23 protein-coding genes are annotated in these 22,357 nt (G+C 54.2%); 13 read left to right on the plus strand and 10 right to left on the minus strand.

All coding sequences use genetic code 11. The annotated features are described in order from the left end of the window. The first annotated feature begins 9 nt into the window (after window positions 1-9). The 4 genes from ACS603_RS06735 (at window position 10) to ACS603_RS06750 (ending at window position 4,466) form a co-directional block, all read left to right on the plus strand. Entirely contained in the window at window positions 10-1,440 is a 1,431-nt protein-coding gene (locus ACS603_RS06735) for a 6-phospho-beta-glucosidase (RefSeq protein ID WP_474943988.1), read from the plus strand. Window positions 1,441-1,664: 224 nt separating this feature from the next. Then, window positions 1,665-2,291 (plus strand): uracil phosphoribosyltransferase, encoded by a 627-nt coding sequence (gene upp, locus ACS603_RS06740; protein ID WP_014071296.1) that lies wholly within the window; start codon window positions 1,665-1,667, stop codon window positions 2,289-2,291. A gap of 87 nt (window positions 2,292-2,378) precedes the next feature. Beyond that, entirely contained in the window at window positions 2,379-3,668 is a 1,290-nt protein-coding gene (uraA, locus tag ACS603_RS06745; RefSeq protein ID WP_315686423.1) for a uracil permease, read from the plus strand. Between the two features lie 96 nt (window positions 3,669-3,764). Next, entirely contained in the window at window positions 3,765-4,466 is a 702-nt protein-coding gene (locus ACS603_RS06750) for a DnaA inactivator Hda (protein ID WP_217187534.1), read from the plus strand. 95 nt (window positions 4,467-4,561) lie between these two features. Here the strand turns inward: ACS603_RS06750 and ACS603_RS06755 are convergent, their stop codons facing one another. From ACS603_RS06755 to celB, 3 genes are read right to left on the minus strand one after another with little or no spacing between them, the layout of a single operon-like run. Beyond that, window positions 4,562-5,986, minus strand: coding sequence for a leucyl aminopeptidase family protein (locus ACS603_RS06755; protein ID WP_474944043.1), 1,425 nt, complete (start codon window positions 5,984-5,986; stop codon window positions 4,562-4,564). A 2-nt stretch (window positions 5,987-5,988) separates the two neighbouring features. Then, a complete protein-coding gene (locus ACS603_RS06760) occupies window positions 5,989-6,942 on the minus strand; it encodes a glycosylasparaginase (protein ID WP_474943989.1) in 954 nt (317 codons plus the stop codon). Between the two features lie 3 nt (window positions 6,943-6,945). After that, entirely contained in the window at window positions 6,946-8,265 is a 1,320-nt protein-coding gene (gene celB / locus ACS603_RS06765; protein ID WP_182061985.1) for a PTS cellobiose transporter subunit IIC, read from the minus strand. A 159-nt stretch (window positions 8,266-8,424) separates the two neighbouring features. Between celB and ACS603_RS06770 the strand changes: the two genes are divergently transcribed. Then, window positions 8,425-9,249 carry a transposase family protein gene (locus ACS603_RS06770; RefSeq protein WP_474943990.1) on the plus strand — a complete coding sequence of 275 codons (825 nt, stop codon included), beginning with the start codon at window positions 8,425-8,427 and terminating at the stop codon, window positions 9,247-9,249. Here the strand turns inward: ACS603_RS06770 and arsC are convergent. Both arsC and bepA read right to left on the minus strand, forming a co-directional pair. Beyond that, entirely contained in the window at window positions 9,246-9,602 is a 357-nt protein-coding gene (arsC, locus tag ACS603_RS06775; RefSeq protein ID WP_182061983.1) for an arsenate reductase (glutaredoxin), read from the minus strand. The genes ACS603_RS06770 and arsC overlap by 4 nt on opposite strands. Window positions 9,603-9,620: 18 nt before the next feature. Continuing rightward, entirely contained in the window at window positions 9,621-11,084 is a 1,464-nt protein-coding gene (bepA, locus tag ACS603_RS06780) for a beta-barrel assembly-enhancing protease (protein ID WP_182061982.1), read from the minus strand. A 221-nt stretch (window positions 11,085-11,305) separates the two neighbouring features. On the opposite strand from bepA, the gene ACS603_RS06785 reads away from it, so the two are divergent. Then, window positions 11,306-12,370: an AI-2E family transporter gene (locus tag ACS603_RS06785; RefSeq protein ID WP_182061981.1), complete on the plus strand. Its 1,065-nt coding sequence runs from the start codon at window positions 11,306-11,308 to the stop codon at window positions 12,368-12,370. A gap of 85 nt (window positions 12,371-12,455) precedes the next feature. Here ACS603_RS06785 and bcp read toward each other — a convergent pair whose 3' ends face one another. Both bcp and ACS603_RS06795 read right to left on the minus strand, forming a co-directional pair. Next, window positions 12,456-12,926, minus strand: a complete 471-nt coding sequence (gene bcp / locus ACS603_RS06790) for a thioredoxin-dependent thiol peroxidase (protein WP_182061980.1) — start codon at window positions 12,924-12,926, stop codon at window positions 12,456-12,458. Beyond that, a complete protein-coding gene (locus ACS603_RS06795) occupies window positions 12,926-13,495 on the minus strand; it encodes a glycine cleavage system transcriptional repressor (protein WP_182061979.1) in 570 nt (189 codons plus the stop codon). Before ACS603_RS06795 ends, bcp begins: the two co-directional genes overlap by 1 nt. Window positions 13,496-13,640: 145 nt before the next feature. Between ACS603_RS06795 and dapA the strand changes: the two genes are divergently transcribed. The 6 genes from dapA (at window position 13,641) to ypfH (ending at window position 20,153) form a co-directional block, all read left to right on the plus strand. Beyond that, window positions 13,641-14,519, plus strand: coding sequence for a 4-hydroxy-tetrahydrodipicolinate synthase (gene dapA / locus ACS603_RS06800; protein WP_182061978.1), 879 nt, complete (start codon window positions 13,641-13,643; stop codon window positions 14,517-14,519). 16 nt (window positions 14,520-14,535) lie between these two features. Further along, window positions 14,536-15,570, plus strand: coding sequence for an outer membrane protein assembly factor BamC (gene bamC, locus ACS603_RS06805; protein WP_474943991.1), 1,035 nt, complete (start codon window positions 14,536-14,538; stop codon window positions 15,568-15,570). Between the two features lie 109 nt (window positions 15,571-15,679). After that, window positions 15,680-16,393 (plus strand): phosphoribosylaminoimidazolesuccinocarboxamide synthase, encoded by a 714-nt coding sequence (gene purC, locus ACS603_RS06810; protein ID WP_474943992.1) that lies wholly within the window; start codon window positions 15,680-15,682, stop codon window positions 16,391-16,393. Between the two features lie 120 nt (window positions 16,394-16,513). Beyond that, on the plus strand, window positions 16,514-17,380 hold the full coding sequence (ypfJ, locus tag ACS603_RS06815) for a KPN_02809 family neutral zinc metallopeptidase (RefSeq protein WP_182061976.1): 867 nt from the start codon (window positions 16,514-16,516) through the stop codon (window positions 17,378-17,380). 3 nt (window positions 17,381-17,383) lie between these two features. After that, entirely contained in the window at window positions 17,384-19,384 is a 2,001-nt protein-coding gene (locus ACS603_RS06820) for a tRNA(Met) cytidine acetyltransferase TmcA (protein ID WP_474943993.1), read from the plus strand. A gap of 73 nt (window positions 19,385-19,457) precedes the next feature. Beyond that, a complete protein-coding gene (gene ypfH / locus ACS603_RS06825; protein ID WP_182061974.1) occupies window positions 19,458-20,153 on the plus strand; it encodes an esterase in 696 nt (231 codons plus the stop codon). A 48-nt stretch (window positions 20,154-20,201) separates the two neighbouring features. Here the strand turns inward: ypfH and ACS603_RS06830 are convergent, their stop codons facing one another. From ACS603_RS06830 to ACS603_RS06840, 3 genes are read right to left on the minus strand one after another with little or no spacing between them, the layout of a single operon-like run. Further along, the gene (locus ACS603_RS06830) at window positions 20,202-20,399 is read right to left on the minus strand and encodes a YpfN family protein (RefSeq protein WP_059179411.1); all 198 of its coding nucleotides are present in this window, start codon (window positions 20,397-20,399) and stop codon (window positions 20,202-20,204) included. A 25-nt stretch (window positions 20,400-20,424) separates the two neighbouring features. Then, on the minus strand, window positions 20,425-21,552 hold the full coding sequence (gene dapE, locus ACS603_RS06835; protein WP_166716562.1) for a succinyl-diaminopimelate desuccinylase: 1,128 nt from the start codon (window positions 21,550-21,552) through the stop codon (window positions 20,425-20,427). A 3-nt stretch (window positions 21,553-21,555) separates the two neighbouring features. Beyond that, on the minus strand, window positions 21,556-21,912 hold the full coding sequence (locus ACS603_RS06840) for an ArsC family reductase (protein WP_182061973.1): 357 nt from the start codon (window positions 21,910-21,912) through the stop codon (window positions 21,556-21,558). A 385-nt stretch (window positions 21,913-22,297) separates the two neighbouring features. Here ACS603_RS06840 and ypfM point away from each other — a divergent pair, with 385 nt between their 5' ends. Continuing rightward, window positions 22,298-22,357 carry a protein YpfM gene (gene ypfM / locus ACS603_RS06845; RefSeq protein WP_015572204.1) on the plus strand — a complete coding sequence of 20 codons (60 nt, stop codon included), beginning with the start codon at window positions 22,298-22,300 and terminating at the stop codon, window positions 22,355-22,357.

Below are 22,357 nucleotides of genomic sequence, written 5' to 3' on the forward strand. Positions count from 1 at the left end.
GGAAAGAGTATGTCAGGATTCAAAGAAGGTTTTCTGTGGGGCGGTGCGGTTGCAGCGCATCAGCTGGAAGGCGGCTGGAAAGAGAGCGGCAAAGGCGTCAGCGTCGCCGACGTGATGACCGCAGGGGCGCACGGCGTACCGCGTGAAATCACCAACGGCGTGTTGCAGGGAAAAAATTACCCGAACCATGAAGCCATCGACTTCTACCATCGTTATAAAGAAGACATCCGACTCTTTGCCGAAATGGGGTTCAAATGTTTCCGAACCTCTATCGCCTGGACGCGTATTTTCCCGAAAGGGGATGAACTGGAGCCTAACGAGGCTGGCCTAAAATTCTACGACGACCTGTTCGACGAGTGCCTGAAGTACGGCATCGAACCGGTCATCACACTCTCGCACTTCGAGATGCCTTTCCATCTGGTCACCGAATACGGCGGCTGGCGTAACCGCAAGCTGATCGATTTCTTTGTGCGTTTCTCAAAAGTGGTCTTCCAGCGCTACCAGCATAAAGTGAAGTACTGGATGACCTTTAACGAGATCAACAACCAGGCAAACTTCCACGAAGACTTCGCACCGTTTACCAACTCCGGGCTGAAGTACGAGCCGGGCGAAGACCGCGAGCCGGTAATGTTCCAGGCGGCGCACTACGAGCTGGTGGCCAGCGCGCTGGCAGTAAAAGCCGGGCGCGAAATTAATCCGTCTTTGCAGATTGGCTGCATGATTGCCATGTGCCCAATTTATCCGCTGACCTGTGCGCCAGACGACATGATGATGGCGATGAATGCAATGCACCGTCGCTACTGGTTTACCGACGTTCACGTACGCGGCAAGTACCCGCAGCACCTGCTCAACTACTTTGAGCGTCGTGGCTTCGCGCTGGATATTACCGCCGAAGATAAAGCCGCGCTGAAACAAGGCTGCGTGGATTACATCGGTTTCAGCTATTACATGTCATTCGCCACCAAAGCCACGGCAGATAACCCACAGCTGGATTACGACGAGAGCAAGAGCCTGGTGTCCAATCCATATGTGCAAAAATCTGACTGGGGCTGGCAGATTGACCCGGTTGGCCTGCGTTATTCCCTGAACTGGTTCTGGGATCACTACCAGCTGCCGCTGTTTATCGTGGAGAACGGTTTCGGCGCAATCGACGTGCAGGAGAGTGACGGTACGGTGAACGATCGGTACCGCATTGATTATCTCGCGGCGCACATCAGCGAGATGAAAAAGGCGGTGGTGGAAGATGGCGTTGATCTGATGGGTTACACCCCGTGGGGCTGTATCGACCTCGTTTCCGCCGGTACCGGCGAGATGAAAAAACGCTACGGTTTTATCTTTGTCGATAAAGACAATGAAGGCAACGGTACGCTGAACCGCAGTAAGAAGAAGTCGTTCGAGTGGTATCAGCAGGTTATTGCCAGTAACGGGGATAACCTTTAGTTGCCGGGTGGCGCTTACGCTTACCCAGCCTACACTTTGCGTAGGCCCGTGTAGCGTAGCGCCACCGGACAGAACCCCGTACCAAAGCCGGAGCTTGCCTCCGGTTTTTTTATCTCTAAATCATTTTGATTGATCGTAGTCAAGCAAGAGGGTGTGGCGCAATCCGAAAAAAGCGGTATAATCCCGCGATTTTTTTGCGGTTGCCACCTCAGAGGAGAAAGAGAATGAAGATTGTGGAAGTGAAACACCCACTCGTTAAACACAAGCTGGGCCTGATGCGTGAGCATGACATCAGCACGAAGCGTTTTCGCGAACTGGCATCGGAAGTGGGTAGCCTGCTGACTTACGAAGCAACCTCTGACCTGGCAACTGAAAAAGTGACCATCGAAGGCTGGAACGGTCCGGTTCAGGTCGAGCAGATTAAAGGTAAGAAAATTACTGTTGTGCCAATCCTGCGTGCAGGCCTGGGCATGATGGAAGGTGTGCTGGAGCACGTACCGAGCGCGCGTATCAGCGTGGTGGGTATCTACCGTAATGAAGAGACGCTGGAGCCGGTTCCGTATTTCCAGAAGCTGGTGTCTAACATCGACGAGCGTATGGCGCTGGTTGTTGACCCAATGCTTGCGACAGGCGGCTCCATGATCGCCACCATCGACCTGCTGAAAAAAGCGGGCTGTAGCAGCATTAAGGTTCTGGTTCTTGTTGCGGCACCTGAAGGTATTGCCGCGCTGGAAAAAGCGCACCCGGATGTTGAGCTGTACACCGCATCTATCGACCAGGGGCTGAACGAGCACGGGTACATTATCCCGGGGCTTGGCGATGCCGGCGATAAGATTTTTGGTACTAAATAATCGAATAACAAATGAAAAGCCGACTTTGATAGTCGGCTTTTTTTTGAATAAAACGTCCCACAACAAACAACACTTGAGGAAAACACTATGACGCGCCGTGCTATCGGGGTGAGTGAAAGACCGCCGCTTTTACAGACAATCCCGCTTAGTTTGCAGCACCTGTTCGCCATGTTTGGCGCAACCGTGCTGGTGCCAATCCTGTTTCACATTAACCCGGCTACCGTGCTGCTGTTTAACGGTGTCGGTACGCTGCTTTACCTCTTTATCTGTAAAGGTAAAATCCCGGCGTATCTGGGGTCGAGCTTTGCCTTTATTTCGCCCGTATTGCTACTGCTGCCGTTAGGTTATGAAGTGGCGCTGGGTGGTTTTATCATGTGTGGCGTGCTGTTCTGTCTGGTTTCCTTCATTGTGAAAAAAGCGGGTACGGGCTGGCTGGATGTGATGTTCCCTCCTGCGGCGATGGGCGCAATCGTTGCCGTCATCGGTCTTGAACTGGCGGGTGTTGCAGCAAATATGGCGGGTCTGCTGCCTGCTGACGGTCAGTCACCGGATTCCAAAACCATCATTATCTCGATGGTGACACTGGGTGTGACGGTCTTCGGCTCTGTGTTGTTCCGTGGGTTTATGGCCATTATCCCTATCCTTATCGGCGTGCTGGCGGGCTATGCGCTCTCCTTCGTGATGGGGGTTGTGGATACGGCACCTATCGCTCAGGCGCACTGGTTCGCGCTGCCAACCTTCTACACACCGCGTTTCGAATGGTTTGCCATTTTCACCATTCTGCCTGCGGCACTGGTAGTTATCGCGGAACACGTGGGTCACCTGGTGGTGACGGCCAACATTGTTAAGCGTGACCTGATCCGCGACCCGGGTCTGCACCGTTCGATGTTTGCTAACGGCCTCTCTACGATTATCTCCGGTTTCTTCGGCTCTACGCCTAACACCACTTACGGTGAGAATATCGGCGTAATGGCGATCACCCGCGTATACAGCACCTGGGTTATCGGTGGTGCGGCGATTATCGCTATCCTGCTCTCCTGTGTGGGTAAACTGGCTGCGGCCATTCAGATTATCCCGGTCCCGGTCATGGGCGGTGTCTCTCTGCTGTTGTACGGGGTGATCGGTGCATCCGGTATTCGCGTACTGATTGAGTCCAAAGTGGATTACAGCAAAGCGCAAAACCTGATCCTGACCTCCGTTATCCTGATCATCGGCGTGAGCGGTGCGAAGGTACACATTGGTGCGGCAGAGTTGAAAGGCATGGCGCTGGCGACCATCGTTGGTGTGGCGCTGAGCCTTATCTTCAAATTGATCTCTGTGATCCGCCCGGAAGAAGAGATACTGGACGCTGACGAAAGCGGAAAAGCGTCACACTGATCGTTTAACCGGGCGAAGGATCGCCCGGTTCTCTCCTTGCAGGTTCCGTGTTAAACTTCATGCCGATTATATGTAGGATCTCTGGTTGAGGTATTTCTGAACGGACCGGCACAGCTCTCTCTGCCACTTTATCTACCTGACGACGAAACTTTCGCGAGTTTCTGGCCGGGTGATAACCCCTCTTTACTGGCCGCACTGCAAAACGTGTTGCGCCAGGAACACAGCGGATACATCTATATCTGGTCACGCGAAGGCGCGGGGCGCAGCCATCTTTTGCACGCTGCCTGCGCGGAGCTGTCTGCGCGTGGTGATGCAGTAGGCTATGTGCCGCTGGATAAGCGTACCTGGTTCGTACCTGAAGTGCTGGAGGGAATGGAACACCTCTCTTTGGTCTGCATCGACAATATCGAATGCGTTGCGGGAGATGAGCCGTGGGAAATGGCGATGTTTAATCTCTACAACCGGATCCTGGAATCGGGCAAAACCCGGCTGCTGATCACCGGCGATCGCCCCCCGCGTCAGCTCAATCTGGGGCTACCGGATCTGGCTTCACGCCTGGACTGGGGGCAAATCTACAAATTGCAGCCGCTGTCTGATGAAGACAAACTTCAGGCGCTGCAATTGCGGGCAAGACTGCGTGGATTTGAACTCCCGGAAGACGTAGGGCGCTTCCTGCTCAAGCGCCTGGACCGCGAAATGCGCACGCTGTTTGATACGCTCGACCAGCTCGATCGCGCCTCCATTACTGCCCAGCGCAAGCTGACCATTCCGTTTGTGAAAGATATTCTCAAGCTTTGAGTTTGCTCGCCCGGTGGCGCTGCGCTTACCGGGCCTACGAAAACCCGCCACGATCTGTAGGCCGGGTAAGGCGCAGCCGCCACCCGGCAACACATTCAGGCATCATCCCCCATCAGGTGCTCCATCAGCAGCGGAATCGGTCTGCCCGACGCCACGCTGCGTCCATTCTCACGCCACAATGCCGTACCGCTAATATCCAGATGTGCCCACGGGATCGTCGGTGGGCAGAAGTGATGCAGTAGCCAGGCTGCCGACGCGCTAATCGCCGCGTTGTTGGTGGGCGTGTTGCACAGATCGGCGATAGCGCTGTCGGTCTGTTTTTTCAGCCGCGCATCCAGAGGCAGTGACCACACTTCGTCGCCGCTCTGTTGGCCTGCCCGGGTAAGCGCATGGCGTAATGGCTCATCCTGGGTCATCAGTCCGCTTAGCTCATACCCCAGTGCTTTCACCACTGCACCGGTTAACGTCGCCATATCAATAATATAGCGCGCCTGCGGATGGCGCTTGCTGGTCCAGGCGATAGCGTCTGCCAGCACCAGCCGCCCTTCAGCATCGGTATTGTTGATTTCAACCGTGGTCCCGTTGCAGGCCGTCGCCACTGTGCCTGGCTGCATGGCATCCGGGCCAATCGCATTCTCTGCCAGGGCCAGCACACCCATGATCCGAACGGGCAGACCCTGCTCTGCAACGCTGAGCATCAAACCCAGCACGTTTGCCGCGCCGCACATGTCATATTTCATGGTGTACATGCCCGCGCCTTCTTTCAGCCACAGACCGCCGGTATCAAACGTAATGCCTTTGCCCACGTAGCAGCGCACCGGGCCATCAGGTACACCGTTATAGTGGATGGCCAGCAGGCGCGGTGGGCAGGTGGCACCTTTGCCAACGGCGTGCAGCAGCCCCAGACTTTGCGCTACGATCTGCCGTTCATCAAGCACCTCGCAGTGCAGGGCAGGGAATGCGGCACACAGTTTTTGCGCCTCTTCGACCACAAACTGTGGGGTACAACGATCGGAAGGCAGATCGGCAAGGCGTCTTGCTGCGACCATGCCATGTGCAATGGTCTGCTGCTGGTGGAAGAACGTTTCCAGGCGTGCCTGCTGTTCCGGCCGACAGAGGGCGGTAATGTGGCAAAGCCGGACGGCGGTTTCGTCGGTTTTCTTCAGCTGTAAATCGCTCAGGGAATGGGCCTGATTAAAGAGAAGCCGCAGCACCTGTGCCAGGACCGTATCGTGGATGTTCGTCACATCAAGGATGACCTCATGGCTGACGTGGGCGGCGAACAGGGGGCGCAGTGCGGCAAGTAAGCCCCCGGTCAGCGTGTCGTGCCACAAAGGCTCTGGCAGCAGGGTTATCCGGGAAAACGGGGCGCAGCCAAAACGGGTATCGGCAACGGTTTTGTGTTCACGCATTTCGGCGATAAGCGCGGTGTCCGGCAGCTGTGAGCAGGATGTACAGGCAATCAGGTGACTCTGCGGCTTAGCCTGTGAAAGGGTGGTTATGAGTTGCCAGGTAATCATCATTATTCCTCAATCGGGGCGCGAATACGTGCGGCATAAGCCTGCATCCAGTCATCATCGACGGCCTGATAATGGGTTTTCTCCCGCAACCGCTCAGTGCGAAACACCGTGAGCGGCTGACGGGCGGTGGCCACCACGAACGAAAAGGTTTTGATGTTAGTCGCCGCGCCGAATTCGCCTTTGTTATTCATACAGACAACGGAGAGATCCCCCACGCGGCCAAAGCGGGACATCAGCTTATCTTCCAGCTCAAAAACCACCGAGTCAGCCGCCTGTTGCGGTGACATTCCCTGCGCCATCCGGCGCACAATTTCGTAGCTGGTGCAGCCTTTCATCAGATCTTCACCCACGCCGGTGGCGGTGGCTGCGCCGGTTTCACTGTCACAGTAAAAGCCGGAGCCAATGATGGGTGAATCACCAATGCGGCCACGCTTTTTCATAAACAGGCCGCTGGTAGAGGTCGCCACGCTCATCGAGCCCTGTTTATCCAGGCCGATAATGCCGACGGTATCGTGACCATCGTACGGGCTTAAGCCTTTATCCAGCGTTTCGCGGTATCGCTTACGGTAGTGCTGCATGGCGCGGTCGGTCAGCATGGTTTTGTCGGCAAAGCCCTGGCTCAGCGCCCACTCGCGCGCGCCCTGGCCAACCAGCAGGCTGTTATAGCGCTGGCGGCTTAATGCGTGGGCAACACGCACCGGGTTGGCAATATCCACCAGATTACCCACGGCGCCAAAGGCCAGCGAATCGCCGTCCATGTAAGCGGCGTCGAGTTCGACTTCTCCATTCTCCGTGGGTAGCCCGCCATAGCCGACGGATTTATACAACGGGAAGTCCTCTACGGTGGCGACAGCATCCACAACTGCTGTTGCCACCGGTTTCCCCGCAGCCAGTGCAGACGCAGACTCCGTTACCCCTTCAAGCGCCATTCGCCAGGTCGCGATAATTCCCCACATGCTTTACTCCTGTTTAGCCAGCGTGGTTTCGGTTTGCGTAAGGGTGGCAATTTCCGCCGCGCGGTACTGTTTATCCACGATACGCATGAAAGGCAGGTACAGCATCGCGCCGATCAGCAAATTGATAAGCTGCATGACGCTACCGCTGAGGTGTCCGGTGACGATGAAACCGCTGATGACGGGGGGCAGAGTCCAGGGAATAAAGACCCCGGTGGTGACAGCAACTGCACCGATTTTCATCGCCGCATACTGCACGGTGACCAGCACCAGCGGGACAAGATTGAAGGGGATAAGCATGATGGGGTTCATGATAACTGGCAGGCCAAACAGGATCGGTTCGTTAATGTTGAACACCGATGCTCCTGCGCCAAGCCGGGCCACTTCGCGCATATTTTTACTGCGGGCGAAAATCAGCATGGCTATCACCAGCGACAGGGTTGCACCTGCGCCACCCATCCAGATCATGTCAAAAAACTGTTCAGTGATAATGTGCGGCGGGGTTGTACCCGCCTGGATAGCGGCGATGTTATCGGTCTGGTTCTCCATCCACAGCGGGCGGATAATGCCGTTGATCATCGAGCCGGAGTTAATGCCCACTGACCACAGAATGGTAATACTGAACACCGTCATCAGCGCGCCAAAATAGGACGTGCCATAGTGGCGCACCGGCGTGGCGACGACCTCGTAAATAAACTGGTGAATGGTGTGGTAGTGGGTGTTTTCGAAGACAATGCGGATAACCAGCACCAGAATCATGACCAGCAGCGCCGGGATCAGCGCCGCAAACGACTCCTGCACCGCAGGCGGTACGCCATCCGGCATTTTGATGACCAGATTTTTGCGTTTCAGCCAGCAGAACAGCTCTGTCCACAGCAGAGAGCCAATCATTGCCACAAACAGCCCCTTACTGCCTATCCATTCTACCGGCATCACGGTAATACCCCCGTTTTCGGCCACCTTGATAAACGGGGTCAGGATCAAGAATGCCACCAGCGCAAGAATGCCGCAGGAGATGCGGTCTTCACCGTAATGTTCGGCCAGGCGGAAGGCGACCAGGAAGCTAATGAACAACGACATGGTCGAGAACACCGCATTGAACGGGATTTCGATAATTGAGCTCCAGCTCTCGCCAAAGGCTTGCGCCATAAAGTGCTGATAGGTTTGATTCGGGAACGACGAGATCACCAGCAGTATCGAGCCAACGATGATAAATGGCATGAATGAAACGTAGGCACCGCGAATGGCTCCAAGATGACGCTGTTGCGCCGTTTTCGCTGCCAGCGGCATCAGTTTTGCTTCAAGAAATCCCAGAACATTGTTCATTGTGAACTCCGTACAAGATTGAGTGGTGTTGTTTATGTTATGTCTGTGGATTATCAGTGAAGCGGGGTGGCTGAAAGGTGAAATTGGTCACATTGTATTCGCTTAGATACTATAAATCTCATAAGATTGGTTATAATAAAATTAACTGGAACACTCGCGATGGAAATCAAACTGCACGCCAACGCTACAACCACGCCGCGTATTCGTCGCTATCTTCAGCAGTCTGATAAGAGCGACAGGGAGCTGGCTATAGAGCTTGGTATCTCTGTGACAACCGTCAGGCGCTGGCGCAATCGCGAACAGGTTTCAGATAATCACACCACGCCAAAAATGATACACAAAGCGATGAGACAAGAGCAGGTTTCACTGGTGAATCACCTTCGCGATACCACTGGCGCGCCGCTGGATGAATTACTCCTGCTGGTCAATGAAGGGTTGGGCATTGCCGTTTCACGCGCCACGCTGAACCGCTACCTGAAACCTGCGTCTGCAAAAACCAGAAACGCACCAGTGCAGGGTAAAAAGGCGTTAAAGGCAGGTGTTGTGCCCCGCCAGCTTGCGTTGCACCATCAGCCGTTATCACTGCATATGGATGATGGCGGAGAGCAACATCTGCTGTGGGCGCGTGAGCCTGTAAGCGGATGGCTGTATGCCCGTCTTTATGCCGGTGTTTCACCCCAGCTGCTGACGAACTGGACGCAGGCGCTGCTGGATGCCTGTCCGGCTGATATACAATCTCTTGAGACTTTTGGTTTTGACGTCGCTCTGCCAGGGCGCGATATCGCGGTGAAGGTCCATGCTGCTAAACACAATGCCGTCCAGGTGGCTGTTCCATTAGGGGAGATTATTCCGCGTGTGAATGTTGAACCTGCCGGGCAGCTTCTGATCCAGATGTGTGATTTCTACAACCAGGGAAAAACGCAGAAAAAGCTGGGGGATTGTACGCCGCAGGCCTTTCTCGAAGCACTGCGGCGTAAGGATTAGAGGATTTCGAGCACGTCTTCCGGCGGGCGACCAATACGCGCCTGGCCGTTAGCCACGACTATCGGGCGCTCAATCAGCTTTGGATTTTCAACCATCGCCTGAACCAACTGATCTTCAGTAAGATGTGAATCATCCAGATTGAGCGACTTATACAGGTCTTCTTTCTGGCGCATCAGTTCTCTTGCGCTGCCCATTCCCAGCATGTGCAGCAGCTGGCGGATAGTCTGTGCATCCGGCGGTGTCTCCAGATACAACACTACGTCCGGGTCCAGGCCGTTAGCCTTCAGCAGGCTGAGGGTGTCGCGGCTCTTGGAGCAGCGAGGGTTGTGGTAGATTTTTACCGCGTCTGTCATGACCTGATCTCTCCTTTATTACATCTTTTCATACGGCTTGAAGCGCTGCTGCAAACCGCGCAGCTGATCGATTCGGGCATCGTAGCGAGCCTGTTGCAGGCTGCCGAGCTTAACCTGCGAGCTAGCATTGCTTAACAGCGAAATAGCCTGATCGAGACGGCCGACCAGTGCAAAACCTTCAGCACGCGCAGCAAGCTCCTGATCGCGGTTGCCCAGCTGTGCTTCCGCTTGTGCCAGTAAATCCCAGCCGTTCTGGTCGTCTTTATTATTAAAGGTGTAGCGGTTAAGAATGTTTGCTGCTTCGTTTGGCTGGCCGCCCTGTAAGTAAGCATTCGCCAGGTTTAATTGCAGTACCGGGTTGGTACGCACATCTTTTGCGCCCTTCAGGCGATTAATGGCATCGGTGGCTTTCTTCTGCCCCAGGTCGATATCGGTGGCAAGGTCGAGATACCACGCATTATTCGGGTCTGCCGACAGAAGAGGTTGCAGTGCTTTGCGCGCCTCATCATATTTGTCGGCTTCCATCGCCTGCAACGCCTGGCCATACTGCGCCGCGTTTTTCTCGCGGACGTTGCCTTTGGCCAGCGCATCCAGCAGATCGCTGGTAAGCATGTTACGCCCGGATTTGTACATCCCCAGCGTTCTGATTTTCGCCATGTAGAAATCCTGCGACGACTGCACTACCACCGGACGCATCTGGTTGGCACGGTTACGCGCATCTGACAGGCGGCTTTCCGGCAGGGGGTGAGTCAGTAAGATTTCAGGTGGGCGTGTTGAATAGCGTGCCTGATCGAGCAGTTTTTCCAGGAAGGTTGGCATGGCTTGGGGATCGAAGCCTGCACGTTGCAACACCTGAATACCGATTCGGTCCGCTTCTTGTTCGTTCTGCTGAGTAAAACTGATCATGCCCTGGCGCGTGCCGGCCAGCGTACCGGTTAACGCTGCCATCCCGGCCTGCGGGCTGGCCATTGCCAGCAAAATAGAGCCCAGTGCGCCAACCCAGGTGAGTGGGGCATTACGTTTCTGGTCTTCCATCGCGCGCGCCAGGTGGCGCTGCGTTACGTGGGAGATTTCGTGCGCCATTACCGAAGCGAGCTGGCTTTCGTTATCGGAGTAGCGGAATAACGCCGAATGCAGCACCACGTTGCCGCCGAAGAAGGCGAAGGCGTTGATTTCGTCGTTATTAATTAAATAGAAGTGGAACGGGGTTTTCACCGAGTTGGCGTGCGCGACAAGGCGCATCCCCAGGCCGTTGATGTATTGCACCAGCAGCGGGTCATTAATGAGCGGAGCACTGCCACGCAACTGGCGAACGTAGTAATCACCCATTTGCATCTCCTGTCCAATGGAGAGCGTGCTTCCTGCTGAGGTGCCCATATCCGGCAAAGTATCGGCAGAGTCAGCAAAAGCAGGCATGACCTGACCGACTGTCAGTGCGGCGATAAGTGTCGCAACCAGTGTTTTTCTCAACTGCCTGAACATAACCACTGTCCTGTATTTTGGGTGTGCTAATTTGACCGACGAACCCGTACTTCGTTCATCACCACTGCCCTGCGAGTGTAGCCGTGTTGCAGCGTGAAGAAAATCCCATTCATCAGGCTTTTGCGGATCGTTACCGTGATACAAAAAGCGAAAGTCTTTTTTGTGACAGTTAGATACAATTCACATTCTCACTCCCGCCATTCGATTCAGGGAAGGGTTGTATGCTCGAAATGTTAATGCAGTGGTACCGGCGTCGTTTTAGCGACCCGGAAGCCATTGCTTTGCTCGTCATTCTGGTTGCCGGATTCGGTATTCTGTTCTTCTTTAGCGGCCTGCTGGCTCCGCTGCTGGTGGCCATCGTTCTGGCGTATTTGCTGGAGTGGCCAACGGTGCGCCTGGAAAATATCGGCTGCTCACGTCGCTGGGCGACCAGCATCGTGCTGGTGCTGTTTGTCGGTATTCTGTTGCTGATGTCTTTTGTGGTGATGCCGGTTGCCTGGCAGCAGGGCATTAACCTTATCCGTGATATGCCCGGCATGTTGAATAAACTCTCCGATTTTGCCGCCACGCTACCGCGTCGTTATCCCGCGTTGATGGACGCCGGGATTATCGATGCGATGGCCGAAAATATGCGCGCCCGGATAATGACGATGGGGGATTCCGTAGTGAAATATTCCCTGGCGTCTCTGGTCGGGCTGCTGACGCTGGCGGTGTATCTGGTTCTGGTTCCGTTAATGGTTTTCTTCCTGGTTAAAGATAAAGAGCAGATGCTGAATGCGGTGCGGCGCATTCTTCCGCGCAATCGCGGTCTGGCCGGGCAGGTCTGGGAAGAGATGAATCAGCAAATCACCAACTACATTCGCGGCAAAGTGCTGGAGATGATTGTGGTGGGTGTGGCGACCTGGATTGGCTTCCTGATCTTCGGCCTTAACTACTCGCTGCTGTTGGCGGTGCTGGTAGGGTTTTCGGTGCTCATCCCGTATATCGGCGCTTTTGTGGTGACGATCCCGGTGGTGGGCGTTGCGCTGTTCCAGTTTGGTCTGGGCACGGAGTTCTGGAGCTGTTTCGCGGTGTACCTGATCATTCAGGGGCTGGATGGTAATCTGCTGGTGCCGGTGCTGTTCTCTGAGGCCGTGAACCTGCATCCGCTGGTGATTATCTTATCGGTGGTGATTTTTGGCGGGCTGTGGGGATTCTGGGGCGTGTTTTTTGCCATTCCGCTGGCGACGCTGATTAAAGCGGTGGTTCACGCATGGCCGGATGTGCCTGCGGTGGAAGAGAAGTAGGTTTTGTCGGGTGACGGCTTCGCCTTACCCGACCTACACACGGAATGTAGGCCGGGTAAGCGCAGCGCCACCCGGCACAAAAGTCTCAGGCGTTCTCTTTCAGCCAGTTCAACACCACGTCGTGGTGATTGCTGGTTTTGAAGTCATCAAATACATGCTCAACTTTACCGTCAGCGTCGATCAGGAAGCTGATGCGATGAATACCGTCGTAGGTTTTCCCCATAAAGGTTTTCTCGCCCCAGACACCAAACTGCTCGCACACCTGGTGCTCTTCGTCGGAAAGCAGCGTGAAGTTCAGCAGCTCCTTCTCAGCAAAACGTGACAGTTTTTCTGGTTTATCGGTGCTGATCCCCAGCACTTCCACACCGACTTTTTTCAACTCGTCCATGTTGTCACGCAAACCGCAGGCCTGTACGGTACAGCCCGGCGTCATGGCTTTCGGGTAGAAATAGACCAGAACACGCTGTCCCTGGAAGTCGGTTAAATTTACTTGCTCGCCGTCTTGATCCGGCAGGCTAAATTTCGGTGCGATGTCACCGGCTTTCAGTGGATTCATTAATCAACTCCATCTTGTTCATGCTGCGAATAATTGACGACGCTTATACTGCCTTGCGCGTGTAATTCTGTACAGAGGGCTTTAAACGCTTGCTCAATATTTGACGCATCCTGCGAGGCAGGGCTGTGCGCCGTAATCTGAATAAACAGCATTGGAAGGGCGCTGTCATCGCCGGTCTGGGTACGGGAAACCAGCTCAGCAATGTTCATCTGATGGCTGTCAAAAAGCGCGGTAAAGCGTTCAATAAGATGTGGTGAGTCAGGTACTTCAACCTGCACCCACACGGTCGCAGGCATAGCAGGACGCGGGCGTGCCGTGGTGCGTTTCATCACGATCAATAAATCCAGCTCCGCGCCTTTTAGCGGCAGGGTCGATTCAATTAACGTGATGGCGTTCCATGTCCCTGAAAGCAACATAATAAATGTGAACTCTTCGCCCAGCATCGCCAGGCGGCTGTCTTCGATATTACAGCCGCAGCTGCTTACGTGGCGGGTGATGGTGTTCACGATACCCGGCCTGTCAGCACCCAGCGCAGTGATAACCAGGTAATGTTGTGATGAGGTTGTCAAACCCGTTCTTCCTTTGCTTGGTTAAGTCTTCCTAAGGAAAGCATAAAAAAAACATGCATACAACCGCCTGAGAGCCTCAGGTCGCTTGCTTTTATTACAGTTCCAAACGTAACATTGAGGCTCTTGTTCGCACAGAGGATGGCCCATGTTCACGGGAAGTATTGTCGCGCTTGTTACACCGATGGATGAAAAAGGTAATGTCTGCCGGTCAAGCATGAAGAAGCTCATTGATTACCATGTCGCCAATGGAACCTCGGCGATCGTTTCGGTAGGGACTACCGGTGAATCTGCAACGCTGAGCCATGAAGAGCACGGCGATGTGGTTATGCTGACCCTGGAGCTGGCCGATGGACGTATTCCGGTCATCGCAGGAACGGGCGCTAATGCAACCGCAGAAGCTATCAGCCTGACCAAACGTTTTAACGACAGCGGCATTGTTGGCTGTCTGACGGTAACGCCATATTACAACCGTCCTACTCAGGAAGGTTTGTTCCAGCATTTCAAAGCCATCGCTGAACATACTGACTTGCCACAAATTCTGTATAATGTGCCGTCCCGTACCGGGTGCGATATGCTGCCGGAAACAGTTGGCCGCCTCTCGAAAGTAAAAAATATTATCGGGATTAAAGAAGCGACCGGGAACTTAAGTCGAGTTCACCAGATCAAAGAGCTGGTTTCAGATGACTTTATCCTGCTGAGCGGTGATGATGCGACCGCGCTGGACTTTATGCAGCTGGGTGGTCATGGCGTGATTTCCGTAACCTCTAACGTTGCGGCACGTGATATGGCTGAAATGTGCAAACTGGCTGCGGCCGGTCATTTCGATGAAGCTCGCGTGATTAACCAGCGTCTGATGCCGTTGCACAATAAATTATTTGTCGAACCCAATCCGATCCCAGTGAAATGGGCTTGTAAGGAATTGGGACTTGTAGCAACCGACACGTTGCGTCTGCCAATGACACCGATTACCGACCACGGTCGTGAAATCGTTGCAGCAGCGCTGAAACATGCCGGTTTGCTGTAAAGTTTAGGGAGATTTGATGGCTTATTCAGTACAGAAGTCGCGCCTGGCGAAGGTTGCGAGTGTTTCGCTTGTTATGCTGCTCGCTGCCTGTAGCTCAGATTCACGCTACAAGCGCCAGGTGAGCGGTGATGAATCCTATCTGGAAGCGACACCGCTTGCTGAACTTCACGCACCCGCGGGAATGATCCTGCCGATTCAGAACGGCGATTATAATATCCCCGTGACCAACGGTAGTGGTCAGGTTGGTAAAGCGCTTGATATTCGTCCGCCAGCTCAGCCTCTGGCTCTGGTGAATGGGGCGCGTACCCAGTTTACTGGTGATACGGCCTCTCTGATGGTTGAAAACAGTCGTAACAATACGTTGTGGCCGCAGGTTGTTAGCGTGATCCAGTCGAAGAACTACACGATTGCGAAACGCGATGACGCCAGCCAGACGTTAACCACTGACTGGGTTGACTGGAACCGCCTGGATGAAGATCAGCAGTACCGTGGTCGTTATCAAGTCTCCGTTAAACCTCAGGGTTACCAGCAGGCTGTTACCGTTAAACTGCTGAACCTGGAGCAGGCTGGTAAGCCGGTTGCCGATCCTTCCTCAATGCAGCGTTACAGCACTGAAATGCTGAACGTCATCGCTTCAGGGCTGGACAAAAATGCGACTGACGCTGCAAACGCTGCGCAGAGCCGCGACGGTGCAACCTTCGACGTTCAAAGCGCCGCAGATGATACCGGTCTGCCAATGCTGGTGGTGCGTGCACCGTTTAACCAGACCTGGCAGCGCCTGCCAGCAACACTTGAAAAAGTGGGCATGAAAGTGACCGACAGCACCCGTTCAACGGGTAGCATGACGGCAACTTACAAGCCGCTGTCTGATAGCGCATGGCAGGAACTGGGTGCACACGATCCAGATCTGGCCTCGGGCGACTACAAAATTCAGGTAGGCGACCTCGATAACCGCAGTAGCTTGCAGTTTATTGATCCGAAAGGTCACACGCTGACCCAGTCGCAGAATGATGCGCTGGTCGCGGTCTTCCAGGCTGCATTCAGCAAATAAAAAAGAGGGCTGGTTAATCCAGCCCTTTTTATTTTAGTGCCACGCAAACGTGTGCGTGGCATAATATCCCCAGTTTTGAACACAAATCATCACACCAGGAGTAATGAAGATGCAGAAGCAAGCTGAGTTGTATCGTGGCAAAGCGAAAACCGTATACAGCACGGAAAACCCGGATCTGTTGGTGCTCGAATTCCGCAATGATACGTCAGCAGGGGATGGCGCGCGCATTGAGCAGTTCGACCGTAAAGGCATGGTAAACAATAAGTTCAACCATTTCATTATGACCAAACTGTCCGAAGCGGGCATTCCGACTCAGATGGAAGCGTTACTGTCCGACACGGAATGTCTGGTGAAAAAACTGGATATGGTGCCGGTTGAGTGTGTTGTACGTAACCGTGCCGCGGGCTCCCTGGTGAAGCGTCTTGGCATTGAAGAAGGTATCGAGTTGAACCCGCCGTTGTTTGACCTGTTCCTGAAAAACGATGCAATGCACGACCCGATGGTTAACGACTCTTACTGCGAAACCTTCGGCTGGGTGAACAAAGAGAACCTGGCTCGCATGAAAGAGCTGACCTACAAAGCCAACGACGTGCTGAAAAAACTGTTTGATGATGCCGGTCTGATCCTGGTCGACTTCAAACTGGAATTCGGTCTGTTCAAAGGTGAAGTGGTGCTCGGCGATGAGTTCTCTCCGGACGGCAGCCGTCTGTGGGACAAAGAAACGCTGGATAAAATGGACAAAGACCGTTTCCGTCAGAGCCTGGGTGGCCTGATTGAAGCCTATGAAGCGGTTGCTCATCGTTTAGGCGTTAAGCTCGACTAAGTCCAGCCTCTGCCAAAGGATGTACGCATCCTTTGGCGTCTTACCTTTGTTTCCTATGGTAATCTTGCCGTTAACCGCCTACGATCATATCTATTGTTAATGGAATAGTTCGAGGTAGTTATGCGCTGGCAAGGGCGTCGTGAAAGTGACAATGTAGAAGACAGGCGCAGCAGCGGCGGCGGCCCTATGATGGGCGGCCCCGGTTTCCGTTTACCGGGCGGGAAGGGCGGCATTATTTTGCTGGTCATCGTGCTGATCGCGGGCTACTACGGCGTCGATCTAACCGGTTTAATGACCGGAGAACCGCTACAACAGCAGCAACAAACTCAGCGCTCCATCAGCCCGAATGAAGATGAAGCCGCTAAATTCACCTCTGTTATTCTGGCGACCACGGAAGATACCTGGGGCCAGCTTTTCGACAAGATGGGGCGAACCTATCAACAGCCAAAACTGGTGATGTACCGCGGTGCGACCCGCACCGGATGTGGCACCGGCCAGTCAGTGATGGGGCCTTTCTACTGCCCGGCTGATAGCACCGTCTATATTGACCTCTCTTTCTACGATGACATGAAACGCAAACTGGGCGCGGATGGCGATTTTGCCCAGGGCTATGTCATTGCTCACGAAGTGGGGCATCACGTGCAAAAATTGCTGGGAATTGAACCGAAAGTACGCCAGCTGCAACAAAATGCCTCTCAGGCAGAAGTGAATCGTCTCTCCGTGCGTATGGAGTTGCAGGCAGACTGCTTTGCGGGCGTCTGGGGCCACAGTATGCAGCAGCAAGGTGTGCTGGAAACCGGTGATTTGGAAGAGGCATTAAACGCCGCGCAGGCTATTGGTGACGATCGTCTCCAGCAGCAAAGCCAGGGCCGCGTCGTGCCGGACAGCTTCACGCACGGAACATCCGAACAACGCTACACCTGGTTTAAACGCGGTTTCGCCAGCGGCGATCCGGCGCAATGCAACACCTTCGGCAAAGCACTGTAAGACATGCCTTTTGAACGTCTGACTGGCCAGTTACAGCGCAGAGGGTATCGTCATCTGGTGGTATTGAGCGGTGATGGACGCTGGGCGAAGGAGCAGGCGCTGGCCTTACGCGAACAGCTGCGGGGAGACTGGCTGTGGGTGGGGGAGCACGATCCCGTTGAGCCACATAGCGCACCTAAGGCGTTAAGCGGGCTGTTGGGGCGTGAGTTCCTTCATGCCATCTTTGATGCCCGCAGTGGCTTTGACGTTTCGGCCTTTGCCGCAGTGAGTGGCACCTTACGTGCCGGCAGCCTGCTGGTATTGCTTCTTCCTCCGCTTTCCACCTGGGCTAATCAACCTGACACCGACTCCCTGCGCTGGAGCGACAGCGCAGAGCCTATTACCACTCCGCATTTTGTTCACCATTTTTGCCGTGTTATCGCGACCGACCCGGATGTGGTGTTATGGCAGCAGCACTCGCCATTGCATCTCAGGCCACTTCCCCCGTCGCACGACTGGCAGCCCGCTAACGGAGAGCCGCAGCGTGAGCAGGCTGCGATCCTTGCGCAGCTTCTGGCTATGCAACAGGGTGTTGCTGCCGTAACGGCAGCGCGCGGGCGCGGGAAATCCGCCCTTGCGGGGATGCTTCTGAATAGCATAGATGGCAGTGCCGTTGTAACCGCACCAGCCAAAGGGGCAACGGATGTCATTGCCCGTTTTGCCGGTGAAAATTATCGCTTTATGGCCCCGGATGCACTGCTGGCGTCCAGCGTTCAGGCTGACTGGCTGATCGTTGATGAAGCAGCGGCCATCCCGGGTCCACTCCTTGAAAAGCTGGTGAGACGTTTCCCCCGTGTATTGCTCACCACCACCGTTCAGGGCTACGAAGGGACGGGCAGGGGCTTTTTACTGAAATTCTGCGCCCGGTTTAGCGGGTTGCAGCGCTTTACGTTATCCGCCCCGATCCGCTGGGCGGCAGGCTGCCCACTGGAGCGAGTCGTCGCGAAAGCGTTGCTGTTTGATGATGCGCTTATTGATTGTATTCCCCAGGGCGAGATACGCATCAGGGCGTTAGAGCCTCAGGCGTGGGAAAGCCACCCGGAATTAACCGCCAGTGTGTATGAGCTATTATGCGCGGCACATTACCGCACCTCTCCGCTTGATTTACGCCGCATGATGGACGCGCCAGGCCAGCATTTTTCAGTGGCAGAAACCGATGATGCCATCGCCGGGGCGCTGTGGCTGGTGGAAGAGGGCGGGTTAACGGCTGGGCTGAGCCAGGCCGTCTGGGCGGGATATCGTCGCCCACGCGGTAACCTTGTCGCCCAGTCTCTTGCCGCACATGGAGGCTCTCCTCTGGCCGCCACGCTCACGGGCAGAAGAGTCACCCGTATTGCCGTTCATCCGGCTCGCCAGCGCGAAGGTACAGGACATGCGCTCATTCACAGCGCAAAACAGTACGCGCAACAGGATTACCTGTCGGTGAGTTTTGGTTATACCGATGAGCTTTGGCATTTCTGGCGGCAGTGCGGTTTTGTACTGGTACGAATGGGCAGCCATCGCGAGGCCAGCAGCGGCTGTTATACGGCGATGGCATTACTGCCACTAAGTGATGCGGGGCATCAGCTTTGCGCGCAGGCGCACCAGCAGCTTTGCCGGGATGCGCGCGTGTTGTCGGCCTGGAATGCAGAAAAGATCCCAGTGGAAGATAGCTGGGAAGCTACCCTTAATAATGACGACTGGCTTGAGCTGGCAGGGTTCGCCTTTGCACATCGGCCATTTTCCACATCAGTGGCCGCGTTAACGCGTCTGTTGCTGACGGTGGAGGCTCCGCTCCCGGCACTGCGCGGCAAAATCGAAGGGGATAAGGATGACACAACACTCAGTGCTGAACTGGCGCTCAGCGGGCGAAAAGCGCTGCTGGTCATGCTTCGTGCTGAAACGGCGCAGATGCTGGAATATCTGGACTCCGACCGCTGTCAGCGGCTGAAGCGCGACATTTTGCAATGGCAATTTTTTCAATGACTTCTTCAGTAAAGTGGCATGGTCATTACCCCGGAGAGGCGTAGAATCCAGGTCATCAATTAAGGAGACCGCCATGAAACACGACCATTTTGTTGTTCAACGTCCTGACAAACCTGCTAAACAGTTACTGCTTCTGTTTCATGGTGTTGGTGATAATGCCGTCAATATGGGTCAGATTGGCAGCTGGTTCGCGCCGCTTTTCCCGGACGCGATGATTGTCAGTGTCGGTGGAGTAGAGCCATGCGGCCCGAACGGACGGCAGTGGTTTTCCGTGCAGGGCGTGACCGAAGAGAATCGTCAGGCGCGTATTGATGCCATTATGCCAACCTTTATTGAAACGGTTCGCTACTGGCAGCAAGAGAGCGGTGTGGGCGCGGAGGCCACCGCGCTTATCGGTTTCTCCCAGGGCTCGATTATGTCCCTTGAAAGCGTCAAAGCGCAGCCCGGGCTGGTATCCCGCGTGATAGCCTTTAACGGCCGCTTTGCCACCTTACCGCAAAGTGCAACCACGCAGACCACCATCCACCTTATTCACGGTGGTGAAGACCGGGTGATTGAGCTTTCTCATGCGGTTGCCGCTCAGGAAGCCCTGATTCGCGGTGGTGGTGATGTGACGCTGGATATTGTTGATGATCTGGGACACGCCATCGACGATCGCAGTATGCAGTTTGCGCTTGACCATTTGCGCTATACCGTGCCGAAGCACTACTTCGATGAAGCGCTAAGCGGCGGTAAGCCGAATGACGATAATATTGTCGAGTTTATGTGATGAAATTCAGCCCTCTCCCCACAGGGAAGAGGGCTGAGATAGAGAGGATTACTTCTTCTGGTCTTTCTTTGGCCAGTTGTCGTCATCGTCCCATTTGTCGTTAAAATCACGGTGTGGCGGGAGTTCCGGCTTGTTGGCAAGGAACTTTTTATGGTCAACACGTTTCAGATCTTTAATGACGTTGAGCAACACGCCGACCAAAAAAACCAACACCAGAATCCACCAATATTTCGCCAGCCAATCCATTCGCTATTCCTTCTCAGAGCATTCGTCAGGCGACGAGTTGCTCCATGATACGTTGATACATGCGGGCCAACAGCTGCAAATCTGCCGCATTTACACATTCATTAATTTTATGAATGGTGGCATTCACCGGGCCCAGTTCTACAACCTGCGCACCCATACGAGCGATAAAGCGCCCGTCTGATGTTCCGCCGGTCGTCAACAGTTGTGGCTTTATTTCATTATAGTGCGCGATAGCATTCACCACCGCGTCCACCAGTTTCCCGCGCTGCGTCAGGAATGGCTGACCAGAAAGCCACCAGTCGACGGTGTAGCGCAGTGAATATTTTTCCAGCAGCGCCACAACGCGGGCTTTGATCATCTCGTCGGTCAACTCGGTGCTGAAACGGAAGTTGAACTGCACGTAAAAGTCACCCGGAATGACGTTGTTGCTGCCCGTGCCAGCCTGCACGTTGGCGATCTGCATACTGGTCGGCGGGAAGAATTCATTGCCTTTATCCCACTCAATCGCGACCAGCTCATTCAGCATTGGTGCGGCACGGTGAACAGGGTTATCTGCAAGGTGCGGATAGGCAACGTGCCCCTGTACGCCATGAATGGTCAGATTACAGGTCAGCGAGCCACGACGGCCATTTTTCACCACATCACCGACCACCTCGGTGCTGGATGGCTCACCCACCAGGCAGTAATCCAGGCGCTCGTTACGCGCCATCAGCGCTTCAACGACCTTCACGGTACCATTGTGCGCGCTGGCTTCTTCATCAGAGGTGATCAGAAACGCAAGGCGGTTTTTATGGTCTGGATGCTGGGCAACGAAGCGCTCTGCTGCAACGACCATTGCCGCCAGCGAGCCTTTCATGTCAGCCGCGCCACGGCCAAACAACATTCCGTCGCGGATAGTGGGTTCGAACGGTGGGTTGATCCAGCGGTCTGCATCCCCGGCGGGAACCACATCGGTATGCCCGGCAAAGGCCAGCGTTTCACCCTGGCCACGCCAGGCCCAGAAGTTCTGTGTATCGCCAAAATCCATACGTTCGACGGTAAAACCGATCGCACGCAGGCGCTCAATCATTAATGCCTGACAACCTGCGTCGTCCGGGCTGAGGGAAGGACGGCGAATAAGCTGCTGAGTCAGCTCAATGACCGGGCATGACATAGACTACACCTCAACGAAAAAAGTCTGATAAAGAGAATCACTAAAGCCCAGCAGCATAGGCTGACCGGGCGCGCAGAGCAATGGGCGTTTGATAATTGCTGGCATTTCCAGCATCAGTTTAGCTGCGCTGGTCGCGTCGTTGATACTGGCGCGAAGCGATTCGTCCAGTTTTCTCCAGGTGGTGCCCCGGGTATTCAGCAGCGCTTCCCAGCCCAGTTCAGCGATAGCAGTATGCAGAAATTCTGCATCAAGACCGTCGGCACGGTAATCATGAAAACGATACTCCACACCGTGCGTTTCCAGCCAGCGACGCGCTTTTTTGATGGTGTCGCAATTTTTAATGCCATACATCACAACCATGTTGAATCCTTTTGTTCTTATGATGGTTAAACATTCAATTATTTCGAAGATATATCCTTAAATGGAATATAACACATTCAGGGAATCGCTGATTTACAATTCTTCTTAATTCAACGCACACCTGTAAGCTGAATATTCTTTCATCTTTTAAGCATAGATGTCCATATTGTTTAAATTCCTAATAAAGTCAGTGTTTAATTTAAATCTCATTCGCCCGCATGGTTATTTCAAAATATTGCTATTGGTCACATAAAATTTAAGAGTCTGCGCCCATATTTAGTTTAAATCCCGATGAGAAGCGGGCCTAATCACAGTAATTGGTTAAAATGTCTTCACAGTGATGATGGGTTTACGTAGAATGCGCATAATAATAAGAGAGGTCGTTATGATTGAACGTGAACTGGGGAACTGGAAAGATTTTATCGAAGGTATGCTTCGTAAATGA

It is taken from the genome of Enterobacter sp. Li2LvB3 (assembly GCF_056156645.1).

What these genes read in the sequence shown, in the direction of transcription:
- ypfH (WP_182061974.1), top strand. Translation starts at nt 19,458, where the DNA reads ATGAAACACGACCATTTTGTTGTTCAACGTCCTGACAAACCTGCTAAA.
- dapE (WP_166716562.1), bottom strand. Translation starts at nt 21,552, where the DNA reads ATGTCATGCCCGGTCATTGAGCTGACTCAGCAGCTTATTCGCCGTCCT.
- upp (WP_014071296.1), top strand. Translation starts at nt 1,665, where the DNA reads ATGAAGATTGTGGAAGTGAAACACCCACTCGTTAAACACAAGCTGGGC.
- ACS603_RS06830 (WP_059179411.1), bottom strand. Translation starts at nt 20,399, where the DNA reads ATGGATTGGCTGGCGAAATATTGGTGGATTCTGGTGTTGGTTTTTTTG.
- celB (WP_182061985.1), bottom strand. Translation starts at nt 8,265, where the DNA reads ATGAACAATGTTCTGGGATTTCTTGAAGCAAAACTGATGCCGCTGGCA.
- ypfJ (WP_182061976.1), top strand. Translation starts at nt 16,514, where the DNA reads ATGCGCTGGCAAGGGCGTCGTGAAAGTGACAATGTAGAAGACAGGCGC.
- uraA (WP_315686423.1), top strand. Translation starts at nt 2,379, where the DNA reads ATGACGCGCCGTGCTATCGGGGTGAGTGAAAGACCGCCGCTTTTACAG.
- dapA (WP_182061978.1), top strand. Translation starts at nt 13,641, where the DNA reads ATGTTCACGGGAAGTATTGTCGCGCTTGTTACACCGATGGATGAAAAA.
- purC (WP_474943992.1), top strand. Translation starts at nt 15,680, where the DNA reads ATGCAGAAGCAAGCTGAGTTGTATCGTGGCAAAGCGAAAACCGTATAC.
- ACS603_RS06755 (WP_474944043.1), bottom strand. Translation starts at nt 5,986, where the DNA reads ATGATTACCTGGCAACTCATAACCACCCTTTCACAGGCTAAGCCGCAG.
- bepA (WP_182061982.1), bottom strand. Translation starts at nt 11,084, where the DNA reads ATGTTCAGGCAGTTGAGAAAAACACTGGTTGCGACACTTATCGCCGCA.
- arsC (WP_182061983.1), bottom strand. Translation starts at nt 9,602, where the DNA reads ATGACAGACGCGGTAAAAATCTACCACAACCCTCGCTGCTCCAAGAGC.
- ACS603_RS06770 (WP_474943990.1), top strand. Translation starts at nt 8,425, where the DNA reads ATGGAAATCAAACTGCACGCCAACGCTACAACCACGCCGCGTATTCGT.
- ACS603_RS06785 (WP_182061981.1), top strand. Translation starts at nt 11,306, where the DNA reads ATGCTCGAAATGTTAATGCAGTGGTACCGGCGTCGTTTTAGCGACCCG.
- ACS603_RS06735 (WP_474943988.1), top strand. Translation starts at nt 10, where the DNA reads ATGTCAGGATTCAAAGAAGGTTTTCTGTGGGGCGGTGCGGTTGCAGCG.
- bcp (WP_182061980.1), bottom strand. Translation starts at nt 12,926, where the DNA reads ATGAATCCACTGAAAGCCGGTGACATCGCACCGAAATTTAGCCTGCCG.
- ACS603_RS06840 (WP_182061973.1), bottom strand. Translation starts at nt 21,912, where the DNA reads ATGGTTGTGATGTATGGCATTAAAAATTGCGACACCATCAAAAAAGCG.
- ACS603_RS06820 (WP_474943993.1), top strand. Translation starts at nt 17,384, where the DNA reads ATGCCTTTTGAACGTCTGACTGGCCAGTTACAGCGCAGAGGGTATCGT.
- bamC (WP_474943991.1), top strand. Translation starts at nt 14,536, where the DNA reads ATGGCTTATTCAGTACAGAAGTCGCGCCTGGCGAAGGTTGCGAGTGTT.
- ACS603_RS06760 (WP_474943989.1), bottom strand. Translation starts at nt 6,942, where the DNA reads ATGTGGGGAATTATCGCGACCTGGCGAATGGCGCTTGAAGGGGTAACG.